This is a genomic window from Pelorhabdus rhamnosifermentans (assembly GCF_018835585.1).
In the GTDB taxonomy this organism is placed as follows: Bacteria; Bacillota; Negativicutes; order UMGS1260; family UMGS1260; genus Pelorhabdus; species Pelorhabdus rhamnosifermentans.
The window spans coordinates 1-23,286 of sequence record NZ_JAHGVE010000017.1 but is presented as its reverse complement, the minus strand read 5'-3'; the positions used below and the strand labels follow the sequence as shown (position 1 = coordinate 23,286).

The window sequence follows — 23,286 nt, the reverse complement described above, 5'->3', positions numbered from 1 at the left end:
CACCGCTATTCCACACTAACAAAGAAATGATAATTTGCCTGTCCGCCTGCATAAAGTTCGATTTCCACATCAGGCAGTGTCTCAGCAAGATCATGAGCAATTTGCTGCGCCTCAGGCAGCAAAACCTCTTCACCATAGTAGACGCTGACAACAGATGCCTCGGCATCAACAAGTTTTTTCGTCAAATCAATTAATGCTGTGCCTAAGGTTAACGCATGATTGACTACCTTTCCAGCAAGCACGCCAATATAAGACCCGGCTTTGACCATTTCAGCATCAATCAGACTATCGCGTACAGCTTGGGTAATACTGCCTGACCGAACTAAATTCACGGCTTCCTGCATACGCGCCAGGTTATCTTCCAGTGAAGCTTCCTCCTGGAAGGCTGTCAATGCCGCTAATCCTTGAGGGATATTGGTCGTTGCAATCATTTCCAACCGATCGCCAAGCAGTTTTTTCGCCTGCGCCACAGCCAGAATGATATTTTTATTGTTTGGCAGCAAAATATACCTTTCAGCATGACCACGATGTACAGCAGCTACAAATTGTTCAACAGGCGGATTCATAGTTTGACCGCCATCAATAATAGCTGCCGCCCCGAGCTCTTCCATAATCTTCTTAATGCCATCACCCGAAGCCACTGAAATGACTTCCAATTTCTTAGCCTGATGTGTAATAACTTGATGACGATGCTGATCAGCCATATTGTCAATTTTAATATTATGAATCGTGCCCCAAGTCAAAGCCTGTTCAAGCACAAGTCCCGGATGAGCACTATGAATATGGACCTTGAGGAAATCACCGCCAGGTGCCATCACAAGCGATTCTCCGCAGGGAATTAATAATTTTTTAGCGTCCTCCAAGGTAATAGAACAAGGCTGAATAATAAACTCCGTACAATAAGGATGCGTAATACTCGGCTGCTCCCCCTCTGGAAGATAGCCACTCGGTACAACAGTCGATTCAAAATTAGATTCAGGACTAAAACATTCACCACTCAGTCCTTCGGCACAGCCGGACAAAAAGGCAATCAATCCCTGCCCCCCTGCATCAACAACACCTGCCGATTTTAATGCAGGCAAAAGCTCCGGCGTCCTCTTAAGTTCTTCCCGGCCTGCAGCAATCGCTTCTGATAAAATGTCCACTAAAGGTTTATTATCCCTTACGGCATGATGCGCTCCTTTAGCAATTCCTTTGGCGACAGTTAAAATAGTTCCTTCCACAGGACGAGCCACAGCCCGATAGGCATATAGAATACCATACTGAAAAGCTTTCCCAATCTCTGAAGATGTAGCTTCTTGTTTACCTGCCAAACCACGGGCGATGCCCCGAAAAATTTGCGACAAAATGACACCGGAATTGCCACGTGCTCCCATAATAGCACTATCAGCTACACGTTTGCTTAGTGGCCCGATGCCTGTATCGGGTGCGCTCACCAGCGTACGTGCAGCCGTTTGCATCGTAAGCATCATATTCGTTCCTGTATCACCGTCAGGCACAGGAAAAACATTTAAACTGTTAATATATTCATATTCACGAATAAAAGCCCGATAAGCTCCATCAATCATACGACGGAAGTCCTGTCCGTCAATCATTTCGTTGCAACTCTCCATCATGATTCCCCCTTGTGTTTTTTCATAAGACCTTTTCTTGAAAAATCACACCCAACAATCCGGGTCCCAAGTGAGCAGCCAATACAGAACCTGCTGTTGAAATAATCACAGGTACAGTAGGAAAAAGCGCTGATAAACGTTTGGCAAGTTGTTCTGCTTCTTCCTCATTCGCAATATGAACAATGCCTAAATAAGCGAACGAAGGCATTTTCGTTATTTGATCTACTAATTTATCGATGGCTCGGCGACGGGTACGAACCTTTTCAAGCACCGTTACCTTGCCTTGTGCCAAATACAAGACAGGACGAATCTGTAGAATCGACCCAACCAAGGCTGCCGCACCACCAATGCGGCCTCCTTTATATAAAAAATCTAGTGTTCCTGGCAAAAAGTACGTATGCGTGGCTGACACAGCAGAAGAAAGGCCTTGTAAAATATTTGTCACACTTTGCCCACGCTCAGCCGCAGCCATAACATATTCAGCTAGTTTTATCATACCAATAGCGGTTGTAACTGAATCGACAACATGTACGCGCAAAGGCTTAGAACAAAGTTCTCTAGCTAGAATGGCACTCTGTACGGTACCACTCAAAGCCTCTGCTAAAGTAATGACAATAATATCGCACTCATCTTTGAGCAGTGATTCATATATGGATAGAAAAGTCCCCGGTGGGGGCTGCGATGTCTTCGGATGGCTAGCGCTACTATTCATCAAGGCGAATAATTCTTCCGTTGACAACTGGTCTTCCTCATATTCTTTGCCGCCTACTTCCACAGTAAGTGACGCTATATGTACACAAGGATGGCCTAACAGCCACTTTGGCAAAGCATGTGCTGTACTATCAAGAACGATTTGAATATTAGCCACAATAGCACTCCTTTTATACAAAATACTGTTTCTTATATTGTAGCAAATTATGCTACTGAAATATACTACAAAGTCCCTTTCCTTGGGTTAGCCAGGATTATTTCCAGGTATTTCCTGTGAATTTTCACTAAAAGCTACTACAAACACCAATGATTTGCCAAGATTTAAAGGGGAAAAGGTGATAGAAGACGAACATGTAAAAAAAAGCCCGAAGGGAGTTTAAGATGGACACACCACAGCATTTATTTGCTTTAGATATTGGCACACGTAGCGTTGTCGGCCTAGTTGGGGAACAAGATGGCCAAATAATTCGCATTGTCGGCTATGAACGACAAGAACATCATACGAGGGCCATGCTTGATGGACAAATTCATGATGTTGTTGAAGTAGCGAAAGTCATTCAAGACGTAAAACGCCGCCTCGAGGAACAGGTCGGACCACTTGGCCAAGTATCCGTAGCTGCTGCGGGACGCGCTTTGTGTACCATAAAAAGCTCAGCTGAAATTGACACCTTCAATAATAATATTCTCACGGTTCAAGATGAAACATCATTAGAACTGGCAGCCATTCAAAATGCCCAACGCCAATTAGCTACATCAGATTCCATCCCCAACCCAACCGACTACTACTGCGTCGGCTACAGCGTTATTTCCTTTTCCCTCGATGGTCTCAACCTCAAAAGACTCGTTGGTCAACGAGGAAAAGTAGCCAATGCTGAAATTATCGCAACCTTTCTACCCCGCCAAGTTATTGATTCCCTCGAATCGGCTGTTCACTCTGTTGACCTTGAAATCGCGACGCTTACGCTCGAACCAATTGCAGCCATTCATGTACTCATTCCGCCCACCATGCGCCATTTAAATTTGGCACTCGTTGATATCGGAGCAGGCACATCCGATGTGGCCTTAACAAAATCCGGCTCTGTTGTGGCCTATGGCATGGTTCCTTGTGCCGGAGATGAAATAACCGAAGCCATATCCCAAAAATATCTGCTTGATTTTAACGTAGCTGAACAAATCAAACGTAAACTAACGGACGACCCTGAAAACAAAATACCTTTTGTTGATGTGCTTGGACTATCGCATGAACTAACTTCATCAGAAATAATTTCCAGCATTGAAACGACAGTAAATGATTTAGCCCAGGCCATTGCCAAAGAAATTCTAACGCTAAACACGGCACCCCCTCAAGCCGTTCTGCTTGTAGGCGGAGGATCCCTCACACCACTGCTTCCAAAAGCTGTTGCTCATGCCTTGGAACTGGACGAAATGCGCGTAGCTATTCGTCGTCCTGAATCAATTGAAGACATTCCGATCATTCCGGATGAACTTAAAGCGCCGGATTTCGTTACACCACTCGGTATTCTAAAATTATCAACAAGTCGCCATCTAAATTTTATTTCTATTACATTAAATAACACGCCGCTCAAGGTATTTAATCTAGGACATCTCTCTGTAGCAGATGCCTTGCTTGCTGGCGGCATTAATGTACGGGAGCTCAAGGGTCATCCGGGACTAGGCCTTACTCTCACTCTTAATGGCACAACGACTTTTGTTCCGGGCAAGCATGGTGAAATGGGCTCTATCACCATCAATGGCAAACAAGCGTCTTATGAAGCTGAAATTCATGATCAAGATGAACTCATCGTTAAAAAGGGTATCGATGGCCAAAGCCCGACCCCGAAAGTTCAAGACCTTATTACGCTGCCAAAACCTTGGACAGTAACGATTAACAATAAGCCCTATTCTATTCATCCACTCATTAGGGTAAACGGAAAACACGCCCTGCCGGAAACACCGCTTGTTGACCGCGATGAAATTGTCTGCCATAAAGCACAAACATTAGACGAAATTTTACAGTTAACAAACTATGACGATGGTCAAAAAGAATATTCTTATACAATTAACGGCTCACTTCGCTCCTACCTTGTGGAAGCAAAATATCAAATTAATCATCGAAGAGTAGAACGCACTGCAACTGTTGCTCCCCTGGATGAAATTGAGATTGAATATCCAGTTGTACCCAAACTCTATCAAGTTTTAGGTCTTACAACAGACTGCAGCGAATATATGACAGTCACTTTTAACAACAAACCTTGCCAAGTTCCTGTCCAGAGCTGGCATATTGCAGTCAATGGCGAAACAAAACGTCCCGAAGATGAAGCACCTGACGGTAGCCTCATTCATTGTACAACAACGCAAATCCAACCCATGCTCAGCCATGTCATGCTTGCGGCTAACTTTACGCCGCTTGCAACAAGCGGCGCAAGTAAAATTGAAGTTTTGCTCAATGGCGTAGCTGCCGAATATACGAGCTTAGTAAAAAGCGGCGATCAAATCGCTGTAACGATTAAAACTCACACAGAAACCCGGGAATAAAGCAACAACATACTAATAAAAAAATCCGCCTGAGGCGGATTTTTTTATTAGTATTACACTTAGCGCATTTTATTAAATTCATAGACCTCACGGAAGGCATTTTTACTGGCAGCAATGGTTTGCTCAATATCGGCATCATTATGAGCCAGCGACATAAAAGCACATTCAAACTGCGACGGCGCCAAATAAATGCCCTGACTCAGCATGGCATGAAAATATACCCTAAAAGCCTCCACATCAGACTGCTTAGCTGTCTCATAATCCACAACATCAGCACCATTAAAGAACATACTAAACATGGAACCTACATGATGGTACTGATAATGAAGATCAAAAGCTTCCGCAGCAGCCTTCATGCCCCTTGTGAGCTTCTCTGTCTGCTTAGTCAGGAAAGCATAATAGGCCTCAGCTTGTTCCTTGAGTAACGTTAACGTCACATAACCTGCCGTCATTGCCAGGGGATTGCCGCTTAAGGTACCCGCCTGATAGACAGGGCCAGCAGGTGAAATCAACTCCATAATCTCAGCCTTACCGCCATAAGCACCAACAGGCAAGCCACCGCCAATGACTTTCCCTAGACAAGTCAAATCAGGTTGAATATTATATAAGTCTTGCGCACCATGAAAAGCGCAACGAAAACCACTCATGACTTCATCAAAAATCAGCAAGGCTCCATACTGAGCCGTAATTTTGCGCACCTGTGCAAGATACCCTTTTTTGGGTAAAACTAAGCCCATATTACCTGCTACAGGTTCAATAATGACAGCAGCAATCTCTTCGCCCTGCTTGGCAAACAATCTTTCTAACGCCGCTGCATCATTATAAGGTACTGTCAAGGTCGTTGTCGCAATGCTGTCAGGGACACCCGGACTGTCAGGCACGCCAAACGTAGCCGCACCGGAACCTGCTGTAACAAGTAAACTGTCATGATGACCATGGTAGCAGCCAGCAAACTTAACAATTTTCGTACGTTTCGTATAAGCGCGTGCCAAGCGAAGGGCACTCATGGTGGCCTCTGTACCGGAATTCACCATACGTACTCGCTCAATGGCAGGCATAATTTCTCGTATCAGCTTAGATACTTTTGTTTCAAGTATGGTAGGTGCGCCATAGCTTGTTCCTTGCATCACAGCCTGCTGCAACGCCGCTGTGACTTTTTCATGACTATGACCTAAAATGCACGGGCCCCATGACAAAACATAATCAATATATTCATTGTTATCAATATCTTTCAGCTTAGAGCCATGTGCACTGGCAATAAAAGGCGGCGTACCGCCGACACTGCGAAAAGAACGCACGGGGCTATTCACACCGCCCGGAATATATTCTTTGGCTTCTGCAAAAGCCTTAGTTGATTTCTCCAGTAAAAAGGTCACAATCAATCCTCCTGTTCTGCCAGCCACTTGGCGGCGTCAAGCGCATGATAGGTAATGATCATATCCGCACCGGCCCGTTTGATGCCAAGCAGTGTTTCAAGGACAATCCGCTTTTCATCAATCCAGCCATTCTGCGCCGCAGCCTTCACCATGGCATATTCGCCACTGACATTATAAGCTGCAACAGGCGCATCAAAGCGGTCACGTACCTGCCGAATGATGTCGAGATAAGCTAGTGCCGGTTTCACCATAACAATATCGGCACCTTCAGTTATATCAAGCTGTACTTCACGCAGAGCTTCGCGGGCATTGGCAGGGTCCATCTGGTATGTACGGCGATCACCGAACTGAGGCGCCGAATCGGCTGCCTCACGAAAAGGTCCATAGTAACCTGAAGCATATTTCGCTGAATACCCCATAATCGCCACCTGGCTATAATCATGATGATCCAGACAGTCACGCATGACAGCCACGTGTCCGTCCATCATATCAGACGGTGCCACCATATCAGCGCCAGCCTTAGCATGACTTAATGCCACTTTGGCTAATAAATCGAGTGTCGAATCATTATCAACTGTTTCACCTTTAATCAAACCACAATGACCTGTTGTCGTATATTGACACAGACAGACATCCGTAATGACTACGAGCCCTGGCAAATTCTGTTTAATAGCTGCCACAGCCTTTTGTACCGGACTATTCATATCCCAAGCACTGCTGCCTTCTTCATCCTTATATTCCGGCAAACCAAATACAAGTACGCCTTGAATGCCAAGTTCATAAGCCGTACGTGCTTCTTTCACCGCTTCATCAACAGACAAATGGCAGATACCAGGCAAACTGGAAATTTCGTCTCGAATCTTTTCCCCAGGTACAATAAATAGAGGATAAATAAGATCATGAGATGTCAGTCGTGTTTCTCTTACAAGATTACGTACTCCGCCTGAAATGCGAAGTCTTCTCGGACGGTGTAACAGATCCTTCATTGTTGTTCCCCCTCATAATAAGTTGTAATGGCTGAAACAAGCCCTTTAATTGTATACTGCTTAGCAATCATATCCGGCTCAATGCCTTGTTTTAAACAGGTTTCAGCCGTAATGGGTCCAATACAAGCTACTTTAACCTGATTGATAAGATTCTTTCCCTCTGGCCCCAGCAGCTGCAGTAAATTCAACACTGTAGATGAGCTTGTAAATGTAATAAGATCAATTTCTCCCTGCTCTAACTGCGCCGCAATTACGGCACCATCCGTTTCAGCCGCAATCGTTTGGTAAGCCGGAACAACATGAGCATCTACACCCATTTCAATCAATTTTTGCGGTAAAAGATCCCGCGCCACAAGCGCCCGGGGAATAAGTACCTTCATGCCTGACGTAAGCTCGGACCCAAGGGCTTCCACAATACCTTCAGCCCGAAATTCCATGGGAACTAAATCAGCCACAATGCCCTGGCTGCGCATTTTTTCCGCTGTTTGCGATCCAATGGCCGCAACTTTATTAGCTGCTAAGGCCCGTGCATCAAGTCCGGCCTCACTAAGTCGATCAAAAAAGGCTGTCACACCATTAGCGCTGGTAAAAATAATCCAGTCATAATGAGGGAGGTTTTGAATGGCTTCATCAAGCAAAACATAACTATCAGGCGGTGCAATTTTAATAACTGGCGCTTCCAGACACTGCGCACCAAGCACTTCCAGTTGACTTGTCAAAGCACTGGCCTGCTCCCGAGCTCTTGTAACAAGAATTTTTTTACCGAACAGCAGTTTTTGATCAAACCAAGCCAGATCATTGCGTAAGGCGCAAACGTCACCCACAAGAAAAATCGCCGGGGACTGAATCTTTTGCTGCACAGCATCCTCTGCCGCCTTACCAACCGTCGTTAACACCACACGCTGCTCAGGCTTCGTTCCCCAACGGATAATGGCTGCCGGCGTATCAGCCAAGCGACCATTTTCCTGCAATTTTTTCGTAATATAAGGCAAGTTCTCTACACCCATCAAAAAGACTAGTGTATCTACCCCCGTAGCCAGTTTGTCCCAACGAATCGTTGAGGTAGCCTTCGTTGGATCCTCATGACCCGTAATAACAGCAAAAGATGTAGCTACGCCACGCTGTGTCACAGGAATGCCGGCATAAGCCGGTACGGCAATGGCTGAAGTAATGCCAGGAACAATCTCAAAAGACAGGCCGTTTTTTACAAGTTCCAACGCTTCTTCCCCACCCCGGCCAAATACAAAAGGATCGCCGCCTTTGAGACGTACAACGGCCTTGCCTTGCTTAGCCAAATCAACAAGCAATTGATTAATATCACCTTGCTTCATCGTGTGCTGACTTGAAGCCTTACCCACATAGATCATTTCAGCATCTGGCCTTACATGCTGAAGCAGGCGTGGATCAGCTAGTCTGTCATAGACAATGACATCAGCCTGTTCTAAGTATTCAAGACCTCTTACACTAATTAATTTATAATCGCCCGGCCCTGCGCCGACTAAATAAACGATGCCCTTCTTATCCAACAGAGATCCCCCTATCTAATTTCATCCAAAATTTGTCGTCCACCTAAATCAAGCATTTTTTTTGCCAATACACAGCCACTTTCTGTCGCTTGTTCTTTGGGCGCCCGCACTACTTGACGCAGCAACCTTTTGCCGTCAACAGAGGCAATAATAGCCTCAAGACAAATTTCATGTTCCAGCCATTGACCAAAAACACCGACAGGAACCTGACAGCCGCCTTCGACTGTTCGTAAAAAAGCCCGTTCAGCTGTGGTAACAAGATAAGTCGGCTCATGATTTAAAAATTCCAGTTTGGAAAAAACTTCCGAGTCCCCTTGGCGCGCTTCAATCGCCAGTGCCCCTTGTCCCACGGCAGGCAAACAAATCTCTGGGGGTAAAATCTGACTAATTCTTTCACCCCAGCCCAACCGCTTAAGTCCTGCTGCTGCTAAAATAATGGCATCAAACTGTCCCTCGTCCAATTTCCGCAGTCGGCTATCTAAATTGCCCCGCAGGTCACGAATGACTAGATCGGGTCGATAATGAAGAAGTTGCGCCTTGCGCCGCAAACTGGATGTGCCAAGCGTTGCCCCTTGAGGCAGGTCATCAAGCGCTGCATAACGCGTACTCACAAAGGCATCATAAGGATCCGCGCGCTGTGTAATCGCGGCAAGCGACAGACCTTGTGGAAGCTCTGTCGGCATATCTTTCAGACTATGTACAGCTAAATCAATTTCACCATGCAACATGGAAAGTTCCAATTCTTTTGTAAACAGCCCCTTGCCGCCAATCTTGGCTAGCGGTACATCTAAAATTTTATCGCCTGTCGTCACAATATGCTTTAAAGTGACAGTTAGCTCTTTATGCTGTTTACGCAGGCACTCGGCAATATATTCAGCCTGCCAGAGCGCCAGCTTACTGCCGCGCGTACCGATGACAAGTTGTTGTTTCATCATGAGCACCCTCTCCAATAATATCTAGGTTATGTAATTTCTTTAAAGCATTCAAATAATAGTCCTCTTTATCCGTCCCGGCACTTTCATTGATTTTGACAAAGGGATCACGAAGTAACTTGCGTACAATCATTTTTGACATATTTTCAATGACTTTTTTCTCTTCCGGCATCAAATCAGGCAGCTTGGCAAGAGCCTTTTTCAGTTGTCTTTGGCGAATTTCTTCCGCCTTCGCTGTCAAACGGGCGAAGACAGGTTGGAACGACAGATAACGAAACTTCTGGACCAAGTCCTGAAGCTCTTCAGCAATAATTTTATTAGCCACAACCACTTCTTGCTGTCTTTGGCGCATATTTGACTGAACAACAGCCTCGAGATCATCAATATTATATAATTTGACACCTGCCATCGCTTCCACTTCTGGTTCTACATCACGCGGAACAGCGATATCAATAAAAACAATGGGGCGTCCTTTACGCTTGGGCATTAAATGAGCCACATCCCACGTACGAATAATATAATGGGGAGCTCCTGTCGATGTAATCACAATGTCCGCGTCAACAGCACAATTCATAAAATCATTGAAAGGTACGGCAACACCATGAAATTTTTCAGCTAAAGCACTGGCCCGCTCATAGCGGCGATTGGACACAAAAACAGTTTTTACACCGTTTGACACTAAATGACGCGCTGTGAGTTCACTCATTTCGCCAGCACCTAACACAAGAACATTGGATTCGTCGAGCTTCCCCAAAATATTCTTGGCAAGCTCCACTGCTGCATAACTAACAGATACGGCACTAAAGGCAATCCGCGTCTCTGTGCGAACGCGCTTGCCCACAGCAATAGCCCTGTTGAACAGCGTATTGAGTACCGTACTTGTCGTCGCTAAATCACGAGCAATAGAATAAGCTTTCTTCACCTGACTCAATATCTGACCTTCCCCTAAAACAAGCGAATCCAAGCTGGCCGATACACGAAATAAATGTTCAATACAGTCGACTTCGCGATAATAAAAGATATATTCTTTCATATCAATGGGGCGAGCTGAAATACGCTCAAAAAAACATTGCATCGTCGGTAATGCATCGTCGGCATCATCCACAACAGCATACATTTCGGTCCGATTGCAAGTAGAGAGCAATACACATTCCCGAATATCATCATATTCATATAAATATTTTAGGGCCTTATGGATTTCTTCATCACTAAAAGAAAAACATTCCCGCACATCAACAGGGGCTGTTTTATGATTTAATCCCAATACTACAAGCTGCATAACGAATTTTTTCCTCCGCCTCTTTGAGCTTTCCAGCGGCTAGCAAAGCAAGAATATCTTCATCTAAAGACTCTTGCCAAAATTTCTGCCGCTGCTCTAATGATAAATTTCCTTGCTGTAAATTGTTGCGAACTTTACCTAATAAGTCAAGATAAAGTCCATATTCTTCACCGTACTGTGTCTCTAATTGCTGACGAATAAGTCTGGCAAACTTTGGACTCCCCCCTGTCGTTGATACAGTAAGTAAGAGATCACCGCGTCTTACTTGCGCTGGTACCATAAAATCACAGAGAGTGGGATCATCGACAATATTAACAAGTCCATGAGCTGCTTTAGCTTCCAAAGCAGCCTGACGATTCATGTCAGCATCATTTGTCGCACAAATTACAAGAAAGTAGCTCGCAAGATCCCCAGCCTGATAAGTACGCAAATAAGCTGAAAGACAGTGTCTTTCAGCAAGTTGTGACAATCGTACAGTCAGTTTGGGACTAAACACAGTCACTACGGCATTTGCTTTTAAGAGTGTCTCAATCTTTCGTTCCGCAACAAGACCGCCACCAATCACCGCACACTGTCTTCCTGTCAAATTCAAATTAATTGGATAAAAAGGCACAGCCATCACCACATTATTCTTCTTAATTCATAAGATTCGCGCTAAACGGAGCGATTCCTTTTTCCTGACTATAGTATGAGCAAAAAAGCAAAAAAAAAGAAGCCCTAAGGACTTCCATGAATAGACAATCAATTATTATCTTTACCAACAATGACAGTAATAGAATTACTATTTTCATCCCGTTTTACCTGGACGGCGCAACGAAAACCCAAGCTATTTAATTTATCGACGACAGCACTATTGTTCGTATGAGAAATAACTACAGTATTTGCTGTCGGGGTTCCCTGTGTAATAGACGAGACCTCAAATCCCTGTTCACGCATTATGGCAGCAATCTTCGCTCCTGTAGAACTCACCCCACTGGAATTTACAATCTCCACACGCACCTTACTGACGGGAGCCATAACAGGCTTGCTCACAGCATCTTTTGGCTTTGGTGCAGACTGAGCAGGTTGCGTCTTGGGCAGATCGACTATTTTCATTTCTTTCGGTACGGCTTCTGTATATTCCGTTGCAGTTTTTTCAGCGGTCGCCAAATATTTGCTATCGAAAATACCCATCACCCGTGCCATGTATTGACGTACAGATACTACATCAGGCAGCCAATAACTGATATCCTGAATATAGGCGGGCTTACCTGACACCATTTCGGTGTGCAACCCTTGTTTGTGAACTTCATTTAAAATTTTAGCTAAGTTCATCATATCGCCGATGGTCAAATCCGTTTTCACCGCTGAAGCGACCTCCGCAATAATACCAGGGATTCTTGGAATGACCATGGGACTTGTCACTTGATCCAATATAGCTTTCATAAATTTTTGTTGACGGCCCACACGACCAATGTCGCCTTCTTCATCACGATACCGCACATATTGAATAGCTGTCTTTCCATCCAGATGCTGCATACCTGGTTTCAAATCAATGACCAGTTTATCATAGGGATCTTCATAATGCATTCGTTTTTCCACGTTAATATCCACGCCGCCAATAGCATCAACGATTTTATCAAACGCGGCAAAATTGATTAGTAAATAATAATCAACAGGTACACCAACAAAGTCAGCCACAGTCTGTTCAGAAAGACGGTGTCCGCCATAAGCATAAGCAGCATTAATCTTATCATAGCCGTGACCAGGAATTTTCACCCGCGAATCACGTGGAATAGACAACAGCGAAGCCTGTTTTTCTTTCGAATCTACCGTCAATAATAATGTCGTATCCGAGCGTCCCACATCATCGTCGCGTTCATCAACACCTAAAACTAAAATATTTACTTTTTGTCCTGAACCTTCGCTTGTAGCTGGTTTCGCTTTACTAAAATCATTATCAAAAAAGTAAAAAGAAGCCGCAGCCACAAGGGCTATGAATAGCAAGAAAATAGCTCCAATTGCTATGCGCTTTCTTCGAACTTTACGTTTACGTTCCAATCTTTGACCCATAGAGCCTGCTGACATCTAAGTTTGCCTCCTCTTGCTGATATAATAAACAAAGGCCCAACTAGTTGGGCCTTTGTTTATTATATCAGCATCCGACAAAGTCAGTCAAGATTTTTATACCACATCAAAACCAACCGATTCAACTTCAGCTTTCAACTGGGTTAGGGTGGTTTTTTTGTGATCAAAGTCAACTGTCAATGTTCCTTCTTGTAAGTCAACAAGAGCACTCATGACACCGGGCAAACCGAGAACAGCTGTTTCTACGGACTGTTTGCAATGATTGCAAGTCATTCCGTTCACCTTGATGACTGCCTTATTTAAAGAAGCGCGAGGATCCCCACTTGTTTCACTCATAATACCAACCTCCTCAAATTAAACAATAATACACTCATTCTCTTTTTCTCAGGAAAAACCTGCTCATCACCATGAATAAGCAGGTTTTTCACAATTATTGTTGCCTTGGGAACTTTTTATCGATTAAATTCCAGATTTCCGGCTGTTCCTGTCCTAGCCGCCAAATAGCAATGCCTGCAGGATTGTACTTAGCGATAACATCCAATTTTGCAGCAGCACTTTTTTCATTTTCAAACCATACTTCACGATCATTGTATTTAAACCAGGGCGATTGTGATTGTTCATCATATTGAATCTTAGCACCACTCTTTTCAGCTTGCACAATCGCATCAACATAGTTAATCGTATCAGCTGATCCTCCTTTAGGCCAATCATAGCCATAAGCGCCAACCCCAATGATCACCTTCTGCGGACCGCCGCATTCATTAATAGCATATTGAATATTTTTTTCATACCAATGAATGTCAGCAATTGGGCCGGGTGGGGAAGTTGACCAATGATGATCGTATGTCATTATCTGTAAAAAATCACAATTTTTTGCTAATTCTCCATAATTATAGGCTCCTGAAACATCTGGTGCAACATCCACTTGTGGAAATACAGAGATAATCACCAACTTATTCATGGGATGTATTTTATCATACAATTCGGCCATGAAAGCCGTTAAATTATCGCGATGTTTCGGTGGCAACAGTTCAAAATCAATATTTACCCCATCATATTGTTTTTCAGAAAGTATTTTCGCAATATTGCCAATAACCTTGGTACGTATGGCCGGATCGCCTAGTACTCCATCCGTTGCCCCCGTCTTGTTCGTAATCAAGGGAAATACTTTTAATCCCAGTTGTCGCGCCGTATCATAGACCATTTGGCTTTCTTTCGTCTCTAACGTGCCATCTTTCGTAGCCCTGTACCAGAAGGGACCGACACCTGTCATGCTTTTAGCAAAAGTTTTCATGCTGGGAAATGAACCTGTTTTATCTGGTGTTCCGGGATAAGGATTTTCATAATAACCAATGACCATCCGCGCAGGCATGATAATGGGTGGTACGGCCTGGTTATCCATGCCTTTCGGCATATCTTGGAGCGGCTTTGGCGCTGGTTTACTCATACAGCCACCAACAAATAATACTGTCATCATAACAAAAAAGGTAACAACTAAAGTGGCGAGTCCAATCGACCTTCGCATAATTTCACCCTTTCGCTATTTTTTCATTAAACCTTGTTGATGATAGTATGAGCGGTGGAAAAATATCTTATGCTCAAAAAAACCAGCCTGCCAAAGCAAGCGGATTTTAAAAATAATAAAATCCTTAAATTAAGGAATAAATGAACCACCAATCGTCATAACTTCTCGTATAAGCTAATTGAACAGCTTCATCAGAGAATTTCTTTTCCCGCGATTCCTTTTTGGTACTGGAAATTTTTTCATTATCCTATAGGTTGGACTTATTTTATGATGAAATTCTAAAAATTACAACAAGTATATAATAAATAATGATATAATAAGAACAAGTTCCTGAGCGACGATAAAATATGTCTGCCAGAACCCACATATACAAGGACAATGGAGGGTGTATATTATGACTCAAAAAAGTTTATTATCCCCTATGCCGCCATTAGATGGCTGCGCTGTAAAGTTACTTGAAGATGCGCTCAATCGTTCTTCTTCCAAGACATTGTTACTTGAAATGGACAAGGCCCTTTACTTATTGTCACGGGAGGGACATTGGTTTAAATTTTCCTTATTGACGAAAAAACGAACAATCAAAAAAGCGACTATTTTTCAAACTTTGACGGATTTGTACAATCAAGCTGTCCACGGACAAAAATGGCGTATTACAACCAATAGTCTTTCATAATTTATTTTGAAAGATCAATGATTGAATCGTAATTTATAAAAAGAGAAGTCAGTATCACAACAAAAGTGATACTGACTTCTCTTTTTATAAATACGCAAAAAACACAGCTGAGAAACTAAGGCAGTTCCTTATAAATCTCCAAAAAACTATAAATAACACGTGCTGTCAATCCCCAAATTACATACTCTTGATATTGATAGAACAAGACAGAATAGGCACTACGTTTTCGCCAGTCTCGATTAAAATTAGCTGGCACAAGATCGAAAGGAAAACCTTCGGATGGTCGTGTAGCAACTTCCATCTGTGCAACAAGAGGCGGATGCTCCAAAAGAAAAGTAACGGGTACAGTAAATACCTTGCTTACTTCACTCTGACTCGGCCGAATATGGGCATAATCACTCAAGATACCAACATGTGAACAAATAATCACACCAAGAGGACTTACAAGGCATTTTAATGACCCTAACAATTGAATGTCTGTAGAGAGGATTCCCAGTTCTTCCGTTGTTTCACGAATAGCTGTCATGGCTGAATTCATATCTGTTTTTTCTACCTTGCCGCCAGGTAAACAAATTTCTCCTGGCTGCCAAGTGAGGTCCTGCGAACGCACCTCAAAAACGATGGACCACTCTCCAGCAATTTGCACAAGTGGAATTAACACAGCCGATGAAAAATAATCTTCTTCATTAGAAATCAATTGAAAACATTGTTCTTCATATTGCTTTAATTTTACAGAAAGCTTTGCTATATTCACGCTTCTGTCCACTCCTCAGCCTTACCTTTTTCTATAACCAGTGTATTCCTTTTAAATCAAAAAAAAACCTTCCCTAAGCTAAAAAAGTAAAGACCATTTTTAGCTGTCTTTCAAATATAAGAATCACTGTTATCGTAAGAGCCGAAGAAATATTTATAAATAAAATCTAGCATCGTTTAAAATGTAATATAATCGCCAGGTACTCCGCCCGGTGTCATCATCGGTACTACAAGCTGTTCAGGCCGTATTCTTGCAATAATTACCGCTAATTGATGACTGGCTGCAACTCTGCGGAAAGCTTGATCAAACTCGACCTGTGTGGTAACTCTCATGCCCTGAGCGCCACACGATGCAGCAAATTGTTCAAAATCAAACTCCTTTAACAGCGTTTGAGAATACCGCTCTTTATAAAATAGTTGCTGCCACTGTCGAACCATTCCCAGACTTTGATTGTCAAGCACAATGGATAATATCGGTTTTTGTTCACACGCCGCAGTATAAAGCTCCGTGCCAGTCATTTTAAAGCCCCCGTCACCTGCAATATGAATAACATCACTATCTGGCTGGGCAAATTTAGCACCGATGGCAGCTGGAAGACCGAAGCCCATTGTTCCAAATCCGCCTGACGTAATGAAGCTGCGTGGGCGTTCAATTGTAAGGAATTGCGCTGCCCACATCTGATTCTGCCCGACATCTGTTACATAAACCGTTGGTTTTCCAGCCTGAGCTTGATTCAAATATTCCATAATCCACTGTGCCGTGAGATCATCACCTGCTTCACACTGGCGTTCTTCCTGCCATGATGTAATTTCCTGCCACCACGAATTATAGCTAAGATTAGGCAAGATTGCCGTTAACTGTGTCAATGTGCACCGAATATCACCAACAAGGCCGACATAAGCATGAACATTCTTATCCATTTCTGAAGGATCAATGTCAATATGAACAATCATCTTATCATTACCATAATTGCCGCGGCTTCCTGTCGCCCGGTCACTAAAACGACTGCTTACAGCAAGAATAACATCAGCATGCTTAATAGCATTATTCGCTTTTATATGTCCATGCATTCCCGTCAGACCTAAAAACTGATCCTCTGAGCCAGGGAAAGCACCTAATCCCATTAATGTACTAACAACAGGAGCCCTGCATCTTTGTGCAAAGGAATAAAGGGCTGGGCCTGCACTGCCTCGGATGACACCACCGCCTACAAGAATAACCGGGCGCTGGGCTGATTGAAGAAGATTTTGAACCTTCATAAGTATTTCTTGACTAAGCGCTTCACCTGCCAGCTCTCCTTGTTCCGCTTTTGCAGCCTCCATAGTTTCCGCAGGCAGCTGGTAGTCAATCTGCATTATCTGGATATCGCAAGGAATATCAATGAGTACTGGCCCTGGCCGTCCTTCACCAGCAATTTTAAACGCCCTGCGAATAGTAACAGCCAATTGCTGAGGATCAGTCACTAAAAAATTATGCTTTGTAATGGCCATACTTAAACTAATCATGTCAGCTTCCTGAAAAGAATCCCGGCCAATCTGACTGGTAGCCACCTGTCCCGTAATAGCAACAAGAGGCACCGAATCCATATAAGCTGTAGCAAGACCTGTAACAATATTCGTCGCCCCTGGCCCAGATGTAGCAATGCAAACTCCTATCCGGCCGCTGCTGCGGGCATAGCCGTCAGCAGCATGAATCGCGCCTTGCTCATGCACAGTCCGTACATGATGGATTGGCGCATCATAAAGAGCATCGTAAAGTGGAAGTACCGCTCCGCCTGGAAAACCAAATACGATATCAACGCCTTGTTCAAGCAGACACTGAATAATGACTTCAGCCCCTGACAACTTCATCAACAATCACCTCTCCATTCACCTACTTTTTTAGCCATGGCATCATTTCGCGCAGTGTCCTGCCCACTTGCTCGATTGGATGAGCTGCCTCTTTGTTGCGTGCCGCTGTAAAAGCTGGACGGTTCAGCATATTTTCTAACAGCCAGTTTCTAGCAAACGTCCCATCTTGAATTTCATGAAGGACCTGCCTCATCTCTGTTCGAGTCTCATCCGTTATAATGCGACTCCCTGTCACATAATCGCCCTGTTCCGCTGTGTCACTGACAGAATAACGCATTTTGGCCATGCCGCCTTCATAAATCAAATCAATAATTAATTTCATTTCATGAAGACATTCAAAATAAGCCACTTCCGGCTGATAGCCCGCCTCAACAAGTGTCTCAAAACCTGCTTTGATAAGAGCAGTTAGCCCACCGCACAGAACAGCCTGTTCACCAAAGAGATCTGTTTCTGTTTCTTCCTTAAATGTTGTCATAAGAACACCCGCACGCGTGCCGCCAATGCCACAAGCATAAGCAAGTGCCAAATCCTGCGCACCGCCTGTTGCATCCTGATGAACAGCAATCAAACAGGGCACGCCCTTTCCTTCTTCATACATACGACGTACAAGATGACCAGGGCCTTTGGGCGCAACCATAAACACATCGACACCTGCTGGTGCAACAATCTGATTAAAATGGATATTGAAGCCATGAGCGAAGGCCAAAGCGCTGTTCGATTTTAAGTTAGGTTGAATTTCTTCAGTATAAACCTTTGCTTGTTTTTCATCAGGAATCAGCACCATTACAACATCCGCTGCAGCAGTTGCCTTGGCAACTGTCGCTACTGTCAACCCCGCTGATTTTGCCTTGTCAACAGACTTACTTCCTTCATAAAGTCCGACAATTACATTTACACCGCTTTCCTTCAAATTTAAAGCATGAGCATGGCCCTGACTACCATAGCCAATAACAGCCACAGTTAAATCCTTCATTTTTCCAAATTTTGCATCCTTGTCATAATACATCTTAGCCATAATATCTCTCCTCGTTTTTGTTTATATTTTTTGAAAAACTTGATTTCCTGTCAATTTGACTTCCACTACTTCAATTAACTTGTGTAACATTTTTACAAGCTGTTGATTTACACTCCCCTCTTCCGCTATTAAAGTAATTTCAAGAAGACGATGATCAGGAGTAGATATAACTGAAAGAGAATCGACATTCAGTCCATAACGTGCTAGGAGACGAAATACCCGTAATAATACATTCGGCTGATTTTCCACTACCATACACAACTGTTCTTGCATGTAGACTCCTCCCTTTTTAAATAAATAAAAACCTCTTACCTCCTTGAACTAATCAAGGGGCAAGAGGTTAATCTCGCGGTACCACCCTTATTCGCATGAGCTAATCGTACAAAACTCATACATCTCTCATCAGGTCTAACAACCCTAGCAATATAACGGTTGCGCTCATAACGAGCTGTTTCCGGCGCGGCCTACTACAAACTTCAGCCTTGCAGTTCAGGAGTGATCAATTATATATTTCTGCTACCGATTCACACCAACCACCGGCTCTCTGAAACAGACAGATACATAAATATCTCCATCACAACTTTTAATTACATCTATTATATTATGTTACATTGGTTATTAATTCATTGTGTAACTTTAATTAAGTATACAATAGCAAAAATAGACTGTCAATACAAATATTTGAATTTGGAAATATTCACGGAACAGCAACATAATCGCCAAGCGTCCCCCCCGGTGTCATCATCGGCATTACCAGTTGATTATCCGGTATTTTTGCAACAATAACTGCAGAGTGACCACTATTTGCAGCTTTTTGAAAAGCCTCAACAAATTCGGCCTGCGTTGCGGCCTTCATGCCCTGAATACCACAAACTTCTGCAAATTGTGCAAAATCAAACTCTGTTAGCAGTGTTTGCGAATACCGTTCATTGTAAAAAAGCGTCTGCCACTGACGGACCATTCCTAAGCTTTGATTATCAAGAACAATGGACAAAATCCTTTTTTGCTCGCGTGCCACAGTGTATAGCTCCATGCCAGTCATCTTAAAACCTCCATCGCCGGCAATATGAATAACCTGACTGTCCGGCTGAGCAAAAGTGCTTCCAATCGCAGCCGGAAGGCCAAAACCCATTGTTCCAAAACCACCGGACATAATCAAGCTACGTGGTCGTTCAATAGAAAGGTATTGCGCCGCCCAAATTTGATTCTGTCCGACATCCGTTACATAAACTGTCGGCTTCCCGGCCTGTGTCTGATTCAAATACTCCATAATCCATGGTGCCGTAAGCTGTCGTTCTTTTGGGTATTGAACTTTCTCCTGCCATCCTCGAATCTCCTGCCACCAAGAATCATAGTAAAGAATTGGGAAGTTCTTAGCAAGCATTGTCAGTGTCTGACGAATATCACCCACAAGCCCGACGTAAACGCCAATATTCTTATCCAGCTCAGATGGATCAATATCAATATGAACAATCATTTTATCATTGCCATAACCGCTGCGACTTCCTGTAACCCGTTCATTCAAACGGCTACTTACAGCGATAATCACATCTGCCTGTATGATGGCCTGATTCGCAAGTATATGTCCATGCATTCCTGTCAGACCTAAAAATCGCTCATCAGACCCTGGAAAACCACCTAACCCCATCAAAGTACTGACAACAGGAGCCCGGCAACGCTCAGCAAAAGCATACAGTTCTCGGCTACCATTTCCCCGAATAACACCACCGCCAACTAAGATAACGGGGCGCTGCGCTGCTTGTAAAGCTGACTGGGCCTGCAAAATCTGATCATAATATTCTTCCCTTATTTCCGTTTGATCTGCTTTTTCACCCATAGACTCATCTAGTGGCTCATAATCAATCAGCATCGTTTGAATATTGCTTGGAATATCAATAAGCACCGGTCCCGGCCGTCCTTCGACAGCAATTTTAAACGCCCTGCGAATAGTAACAGCCAATTGCTGAGGATCAGTCACTAAAAAATTATGCTTTGTAATAGCCATACTCATACTGATCATGTCCGTTTCCTGAAAGGAATCCCGGCCAATCTGACTGGTAGCCACCTGTCCCGTAATAGCAACAAGAGGCACCGAATCCATATACGCTGTAGCAAGACCTGTAACAATATTCGTCGCTCCCGGTCCAGATGTAACGATACAAACACCCGGGCGCCCACTGCTACGAGCATAGCCGTCAGCAGCATGAATCGCGCCTTGCTCATGCACAGTCAGTACATGATGAATTGGCGCATCGTAAAGAGCATCGTAAAGAGAAATGACAGCTCCTCCAGGGAAACCAAATACGGTATCGACGCCTTGTTCAAGCAGACACTGAATAATAACTTCAGCCCCTGGTAACTTCATTAGCTATCACCTCGCCTTCATAAATTAGAACACTATTTTTTCAGCCACGGCATCATCTCACGCAGTGTCCTGCCCACTTGCTCGATTGGATGAGCTGCCTCTTTGTTGCGTGCCGCTGTAAAAGCTGGACGGTTCAGCATATTTTCTAACAGCCAGTTTCTAGCAAACGTCCCATCTTGAATTTCATGAAGGACCTTCCTCATTTCTGTTCGAGTCTCATCCGTTATAATGCGACTCCCTGTCACATAATCGCCCTGTTCCGCTGTGTCACTGACAGAATAACGCATTTTGGCCATGCCGCCTTCATAAATCAAATCAATAATTAATTTCATTTCATGAAGACATTCAAAATAAGCCACTTCCGGCTGATAGCCCGCCTCAACAAGTGTCTCAAAACCTGCTTTGATAAGAGCAGTTAGCCCCCCGCACAAAACAGCCTGTTCACCAAAGAGATCTGTTTCTGTTTCTTCCTTAAATGTCGTCATAAGAACACCCGCACGCGTGCCGCCAATGCCACAGGCATAAGCAAGTGCCAAGTCCTGCGCACCGCCTGTTGCATCCTGATGAACAGCAATCAAACAGGGCACGCCCTTTCCTTCTTCATACATACGACGTACAAGATGACCAGGGCCTTTGGGCGCAACCATAAACACATCGACACCTGCTGGTGCAACAATCTGATTAAAATGGATATTGAAGCCATGAGCGAAGGCCAAAGCGCTGTTCGATTTTAAGTTAGGTTGAATTTCTTCAGCATAAACCTTTGCTTGTTTTTCATCAGGAATCAGCACCATTACAACATCCGCTGCAGCAGTTGCCTTGGCAACTGTCGCTACTGTCAACCCTGCTGATTTTGCCTTGTCAACAGACTTACTTCCTTCATAAAGTCCGACAATTACATTTACACCGCTTTCCTTCAAATTTAAAGCATGAGCATGGCCCTGACTACCATAGCCAATAACAGCCACAGTTAAATCCTTCATTTTTCCAAATTTTGCATCCTTGTCATAATACATCTTAGCCATAATATCTCTCCTCGTTTTTGTTTATATTTTTTGAAAAACTTGATTTCCTGTCAATTTGACTTCCACTACTTCAATTAACTTGTGTAACATTTTTACAAGTTGTTGATTTACACTCTCCTCTTCCGCTATTAAAGTAATTTCAAGAAGTCGGCGATCAGGAGTAGATATAACTGAAAGAGAATCGACATTCAGTCCATAACGTGCTAGGAGACGAAAAACTCGCAGTAAGACGTTCGGCTGATTTTCAACTATCATACACAACTGTTCTTTCACGTGGACTCCTCCTTTTAATCAATAAAAAACACCCCTGCTAAGTTTACTTAGCAGGGGTGCAATTCGCACGGTACCACCCTTTATTCACTCCATACGGCTTATTAAATCCGCTTCTGCTATAACGTGCAGGTGACGCTTTCATTTAGTAAGCACAAGAAACTGTGCAGTTCAAGAAAGAGTTCCTAGGTGAGTTATTCGCAATTAGTCCCGCACCGATTCTCAGCCCCACCGGTTCTCTGTAAGCAGATTACTAATGCCTTTTTCCTAGTCATTACTTTTAACTATCATTGTGTAACTTTGTAAAGTTTGATTAGGTTCTATTATTACATTACTTTAAGGTTCTGTCAAGCTTGTTTTTACACTTTTATCGCAAAAATACTGTAACATTTAGTAAACATGTAAACAATTAAGAAAAACTGCTACAAAGAAGAAATCAGCACAGCAAAAAGACCACGCAACTCCCTATCCTCCCAGGCCTGACCGAGCGCTTTGCCATCCATGGCGCGCTCGGCACTAGGCCATCCGTGGCCGTCGCAAGTACTTTCGGCGTATGCGGGCTTAACTTCTGTGTTCGGTATGGGAACAGGTGGATCCCCTTAGAGCAGCCTCGACGTCCATTGCAATCCATCTACTTCTTCCCGTCTGCGTGCGCTCTCTTCGGTACCTATCAGTACGACTCCGTTCACGTACTCGACAGTCATCGTAGCTGAATCACACTGAACGGTCTTCTCCATAAATTGCACTTATATGCGCACATAAAACAAAAACAGCACTCACAAGT

At 43.7% G+C, this 23,286-nt stretch carries 20 protein-coding genes and 1 other annotated feature; of the genes, 2 read left to right on the top strand and 18 right to left on the bottom strand.

The window, feature by feature from the left end:
* Positions 1–5: 5 nt before the first annotated feature.
* A complete protein-coding gene (locus Ga0466249_RS17685) occupies positions 6–1,616 on the bottom strand; it encodes a fatty acid kinase ATP-binding subunit FakA (RefSeq protein ID WP_246588837.1) in 1,611 nt (536 codons plus the stop codon).
* A gap of 19 nt (positions 1,617–1,635) precedes the next feature.
* Positions 1,636–2,481 carry a DegV family protein gene (locus tag Ga0466249_RS17680; RefSeq protein ID WP_215830806.1) on the bottom strand — a complete coding sequence of 282 codons (846 nt, stop codon included), beginning with the start codon at positions 2,479–2,481 and terminating at the stop codon, positions 1,636–1,638.
* Positions 2,482–2,705: 224 nt separating this feature from the next.
* Between Ga0466249_RS17680 and Ga0466249_RS17675 the strand changes: the two genes are divergently transcribed.
* Entirely contained in the window at positions 2,706–4,859 is a 2,154-nt protein-coding gene (locus tag Ga0466249_RS17675) for a cell division FtsA domain-containing protein (RefSeq protein ID WP_215830805.1), read from the top strand.
* A gap of 59 nt (positions 4,860–4,918) precedes the next feature.
* On the opposite strand, the gene hemL is transcribed toward Ga0466249_RS17675, so the two are convergent.
* The 9 genes from hemL to Ga0466249_RS17630 all read right to left on the bottom strand — a co-directional run bounded on the left by hemL (position 4,919) and on the right by Ga0466249_RS17630 (position 14,550).
* Positions 4,919–6,235 carry a glutamate-1-semialdehyde 2,1-aminomutase gene (gene hemL / locus Ga0466249_RS17670; protein ID WP_215830804.1) on the bottom strand — a complete coding sequence of 439 codons (1,317 nt, stop codon included), beginning with the start codon at positions 6,233–6,235 and terminating at the stop codon, positions 4,919–4,921.
* Between the two features lie 2 nt (positions 6,236–6,237).
* Positions 6,238–7,221 carry a porphobilinogen synthase gene (gene hemB / locus Ga0466249_RS17665; protein ID WP_215830803.1) on the bottom strand — a complete coding sequence of 328 codons (984 nt, stop codon included), beginning with the start codon at positions 7,219–7,221 and terminating at the stop codon, positions 6,238–6,240.
* On the bottom strand, positions 7,218–8,747 hold the full coding sequence (cobA, locus tag Ga0466249_RS17660) for a uroporphyrinogen-III C-methyltransferase (RefSeq protein WP_215830802.1): 1,530 nt from the start codon (positions 8,745–8,747) through the stop codon (positions 7,218–7,220). Before cobA ends, hemB begins: the two co-directional genes overlap by 4 nt.
* 11 nt (positions 8,748–8,758) lie before the next feature.
* A complete protein-coding gene (hemC, locus tag Ga0466249_RS17655; RefSeq protein ID WP_215830801.1) occupies positions 8,759–9,682 on the bottom strand; it encodes a hydroxymethylbilane synthase in 924 nt (307 codons plus the stop codon).
* Positions 9,642–10,958 carry a glutamyl-tRNA reductase gene (gene hemA / locus Ga0466249_RS17650; RefSeq protein ID WP_215830800.1) on the bottom strand — a complete coding sequence of 439 codons (1,317 nt, stop codon included), beginning with the start codon at positions 10,956–10,958 and terminating at the stop codon, positions 9,642–9,644. The genes hemC and hemA overlap by 41 nt, the downstream gene beginning before the upstream one ends.
* A complete protein-coding gene (locus tag Ga0466249_RS17645; RefSeq protein ID WP_246588847.1) occupies positions 10,927–11,577 on the bottom strand; it encodes a precorrin-2 dehydrogenase/sirohydrochlorin ferrochelatase family protein in 651 nt (216 codons plus the stop codon). The genes hemA and Ga0466249_RS17645 overlap by 32 nt, the downstream gene beginning before the upstream one ends.
* A gap of 122 nt (positions 11,578–11,699) precedes the next feature.
* Positions 11,700–13,025, bottom strand: coding sequence for an LCP family protein (locus Ga0466249_RS17640; RefSeq protein WP_246588836.1), 1,326 nt, complete (start codon positions 13,023–13,025; stop codon positions 11,700–11,702).
* 96 nt (positions 13,026–13,121) lie between these two features.
* Positions 13,122–13,361 carry a cation transporter gene (locus Ga0466249_RS17635; protein ID WP_215830798.1) on the bottom strand — a complete coding sequence of 80 codons (240 nt, stop codon included), beginning with the start codon at positions 13,359–13,361 and terminating at the stop codon, positions 13,122–13,124.
* Positions 13,362–13,455: 94 nt separating this feature from the next.
* Complete coding sequence (locus Ga0466249_RS17630; protein WP_215830797.1) at positions 13,456–14,550, bottom strand: glycosyl hydrolase family 18 protein; 1,095 nt, start codon at positions 14,548–14,550, stop codon at positions 13,456–13,458.
* Positions 14,551–14,944: 394 nt separating this feature from the next.
* On the opposite strand from Ga0466249_RS17630, the gene Ga0466249_RS17625 reads away from it, so the two are divergent.
* Positions 14,945–15,223: a hypothetical protein gene (locus Ga0466249_RS17625; protein ID WP_215830796.1), complete on the top strand. Its 279-nt coding sequence runs from the start codon at positions 14,945–14,947 to the stop codon at positions 15,221–15,223.
* A 115-nt stretch (positions 15,224–15,338) separates the two neighbouring features.
* Here Ga0466249_RS17625 and Ga0466249_RS17620 read toward each other — a convergent pair whose 3' ends face one another.
* From Ga0466249_RS17620 to Ga0466249_RS17590, 7 genes are all read right to left on the bottom strand, one after another.
* Entirely contained in the window at positions 15,339–15,977 is a 639-nt protein-coding gene (locus Ga0466249_RS17620; RefSeq protein ID WP_215830795.1) for an NUDIX hydrolase, read from the bottom strand.
* Between the two features lie 176 nt (positions 15,978–16,153).
* Positions 16,154–17,827, bottom strand: coding sequence for a biosynthetic-type acetolactate synthase large subunit (ilvB, locus tag Ga0466249_RS17615; RefSeq protein WP_215830877.1), 1,674 nt, complete (start codon positions 17,825–17,827; stop codon positions 16,154–16,156).
* A gap of 22 nt (positions 17,828–17,849) precedes the next feature.
* Positions 17,850–18,842, bottom strand: coding sequence for a ketol-acid reductoisomerase (gene ilvC / locus Ga0466249_RS17610; protein WP_215830794.1), 993 nt, complete (start codon positions 18,840–18,842; stop codon positions 17,850–17,852).
* Between the two features lie 21 nt (positions 18,843–18,863).
* Positions 18,864–19,115, bottom strand: coding sequence for an ACT domain-containing protein (locus tag Ga0466249_RS17605; protein ID WP_215830793.1), 252 nt, complete (start codon positions 19,113–19,115; stop codon positions 18,864–18,866).
* A gap of 52 nt (positions 19,116–19,167) precedes the next feature.
* Positions 19,168–19,429, bottom strand: a binding site (T-box leader).
* Positions 19,430–19,539: 110 nt separating this feature from the next.
* Complete coding sequence (gene ilvB / locus Ga0466249_RS17600; protein WP_215830792.1) at positions 19,540–21,207, bottom strand: biosynthetic-type acetolactate synthase large subunit; 1,668 nt, start codon at positions 21,205–21,207, stop codon at positions 19,540–19,542.
* 32 nt (positions 21,208–21,239) lie between these two features.
* Complete coding sequence (gene ilvC, locus Ga0466249_RS17595) at positions 21,240–22,232, bottom strand: ketol-acid reductoisomerase (RefSeq protein WP_215830791.1); 993 nt, start codon at positions 22,230–22,232, stop codon at positions 21,240–21,242.
* A gap of 21 nt (positions 22,233–22,253) precedes the next feature.
* Positions 22,254–22,505 (bottom strand): ACT domain-containing protein, encoded by a 252-nt coding sequence (locus Ga0466249_RS17590; protein WP_215830790.1) that lies wholly within the window; start codon positions 22,503–22,505, stop codon positions 22,254–22,256.
* Positions 22,506–23,286 lie beyond the last annotated feature (781 nt).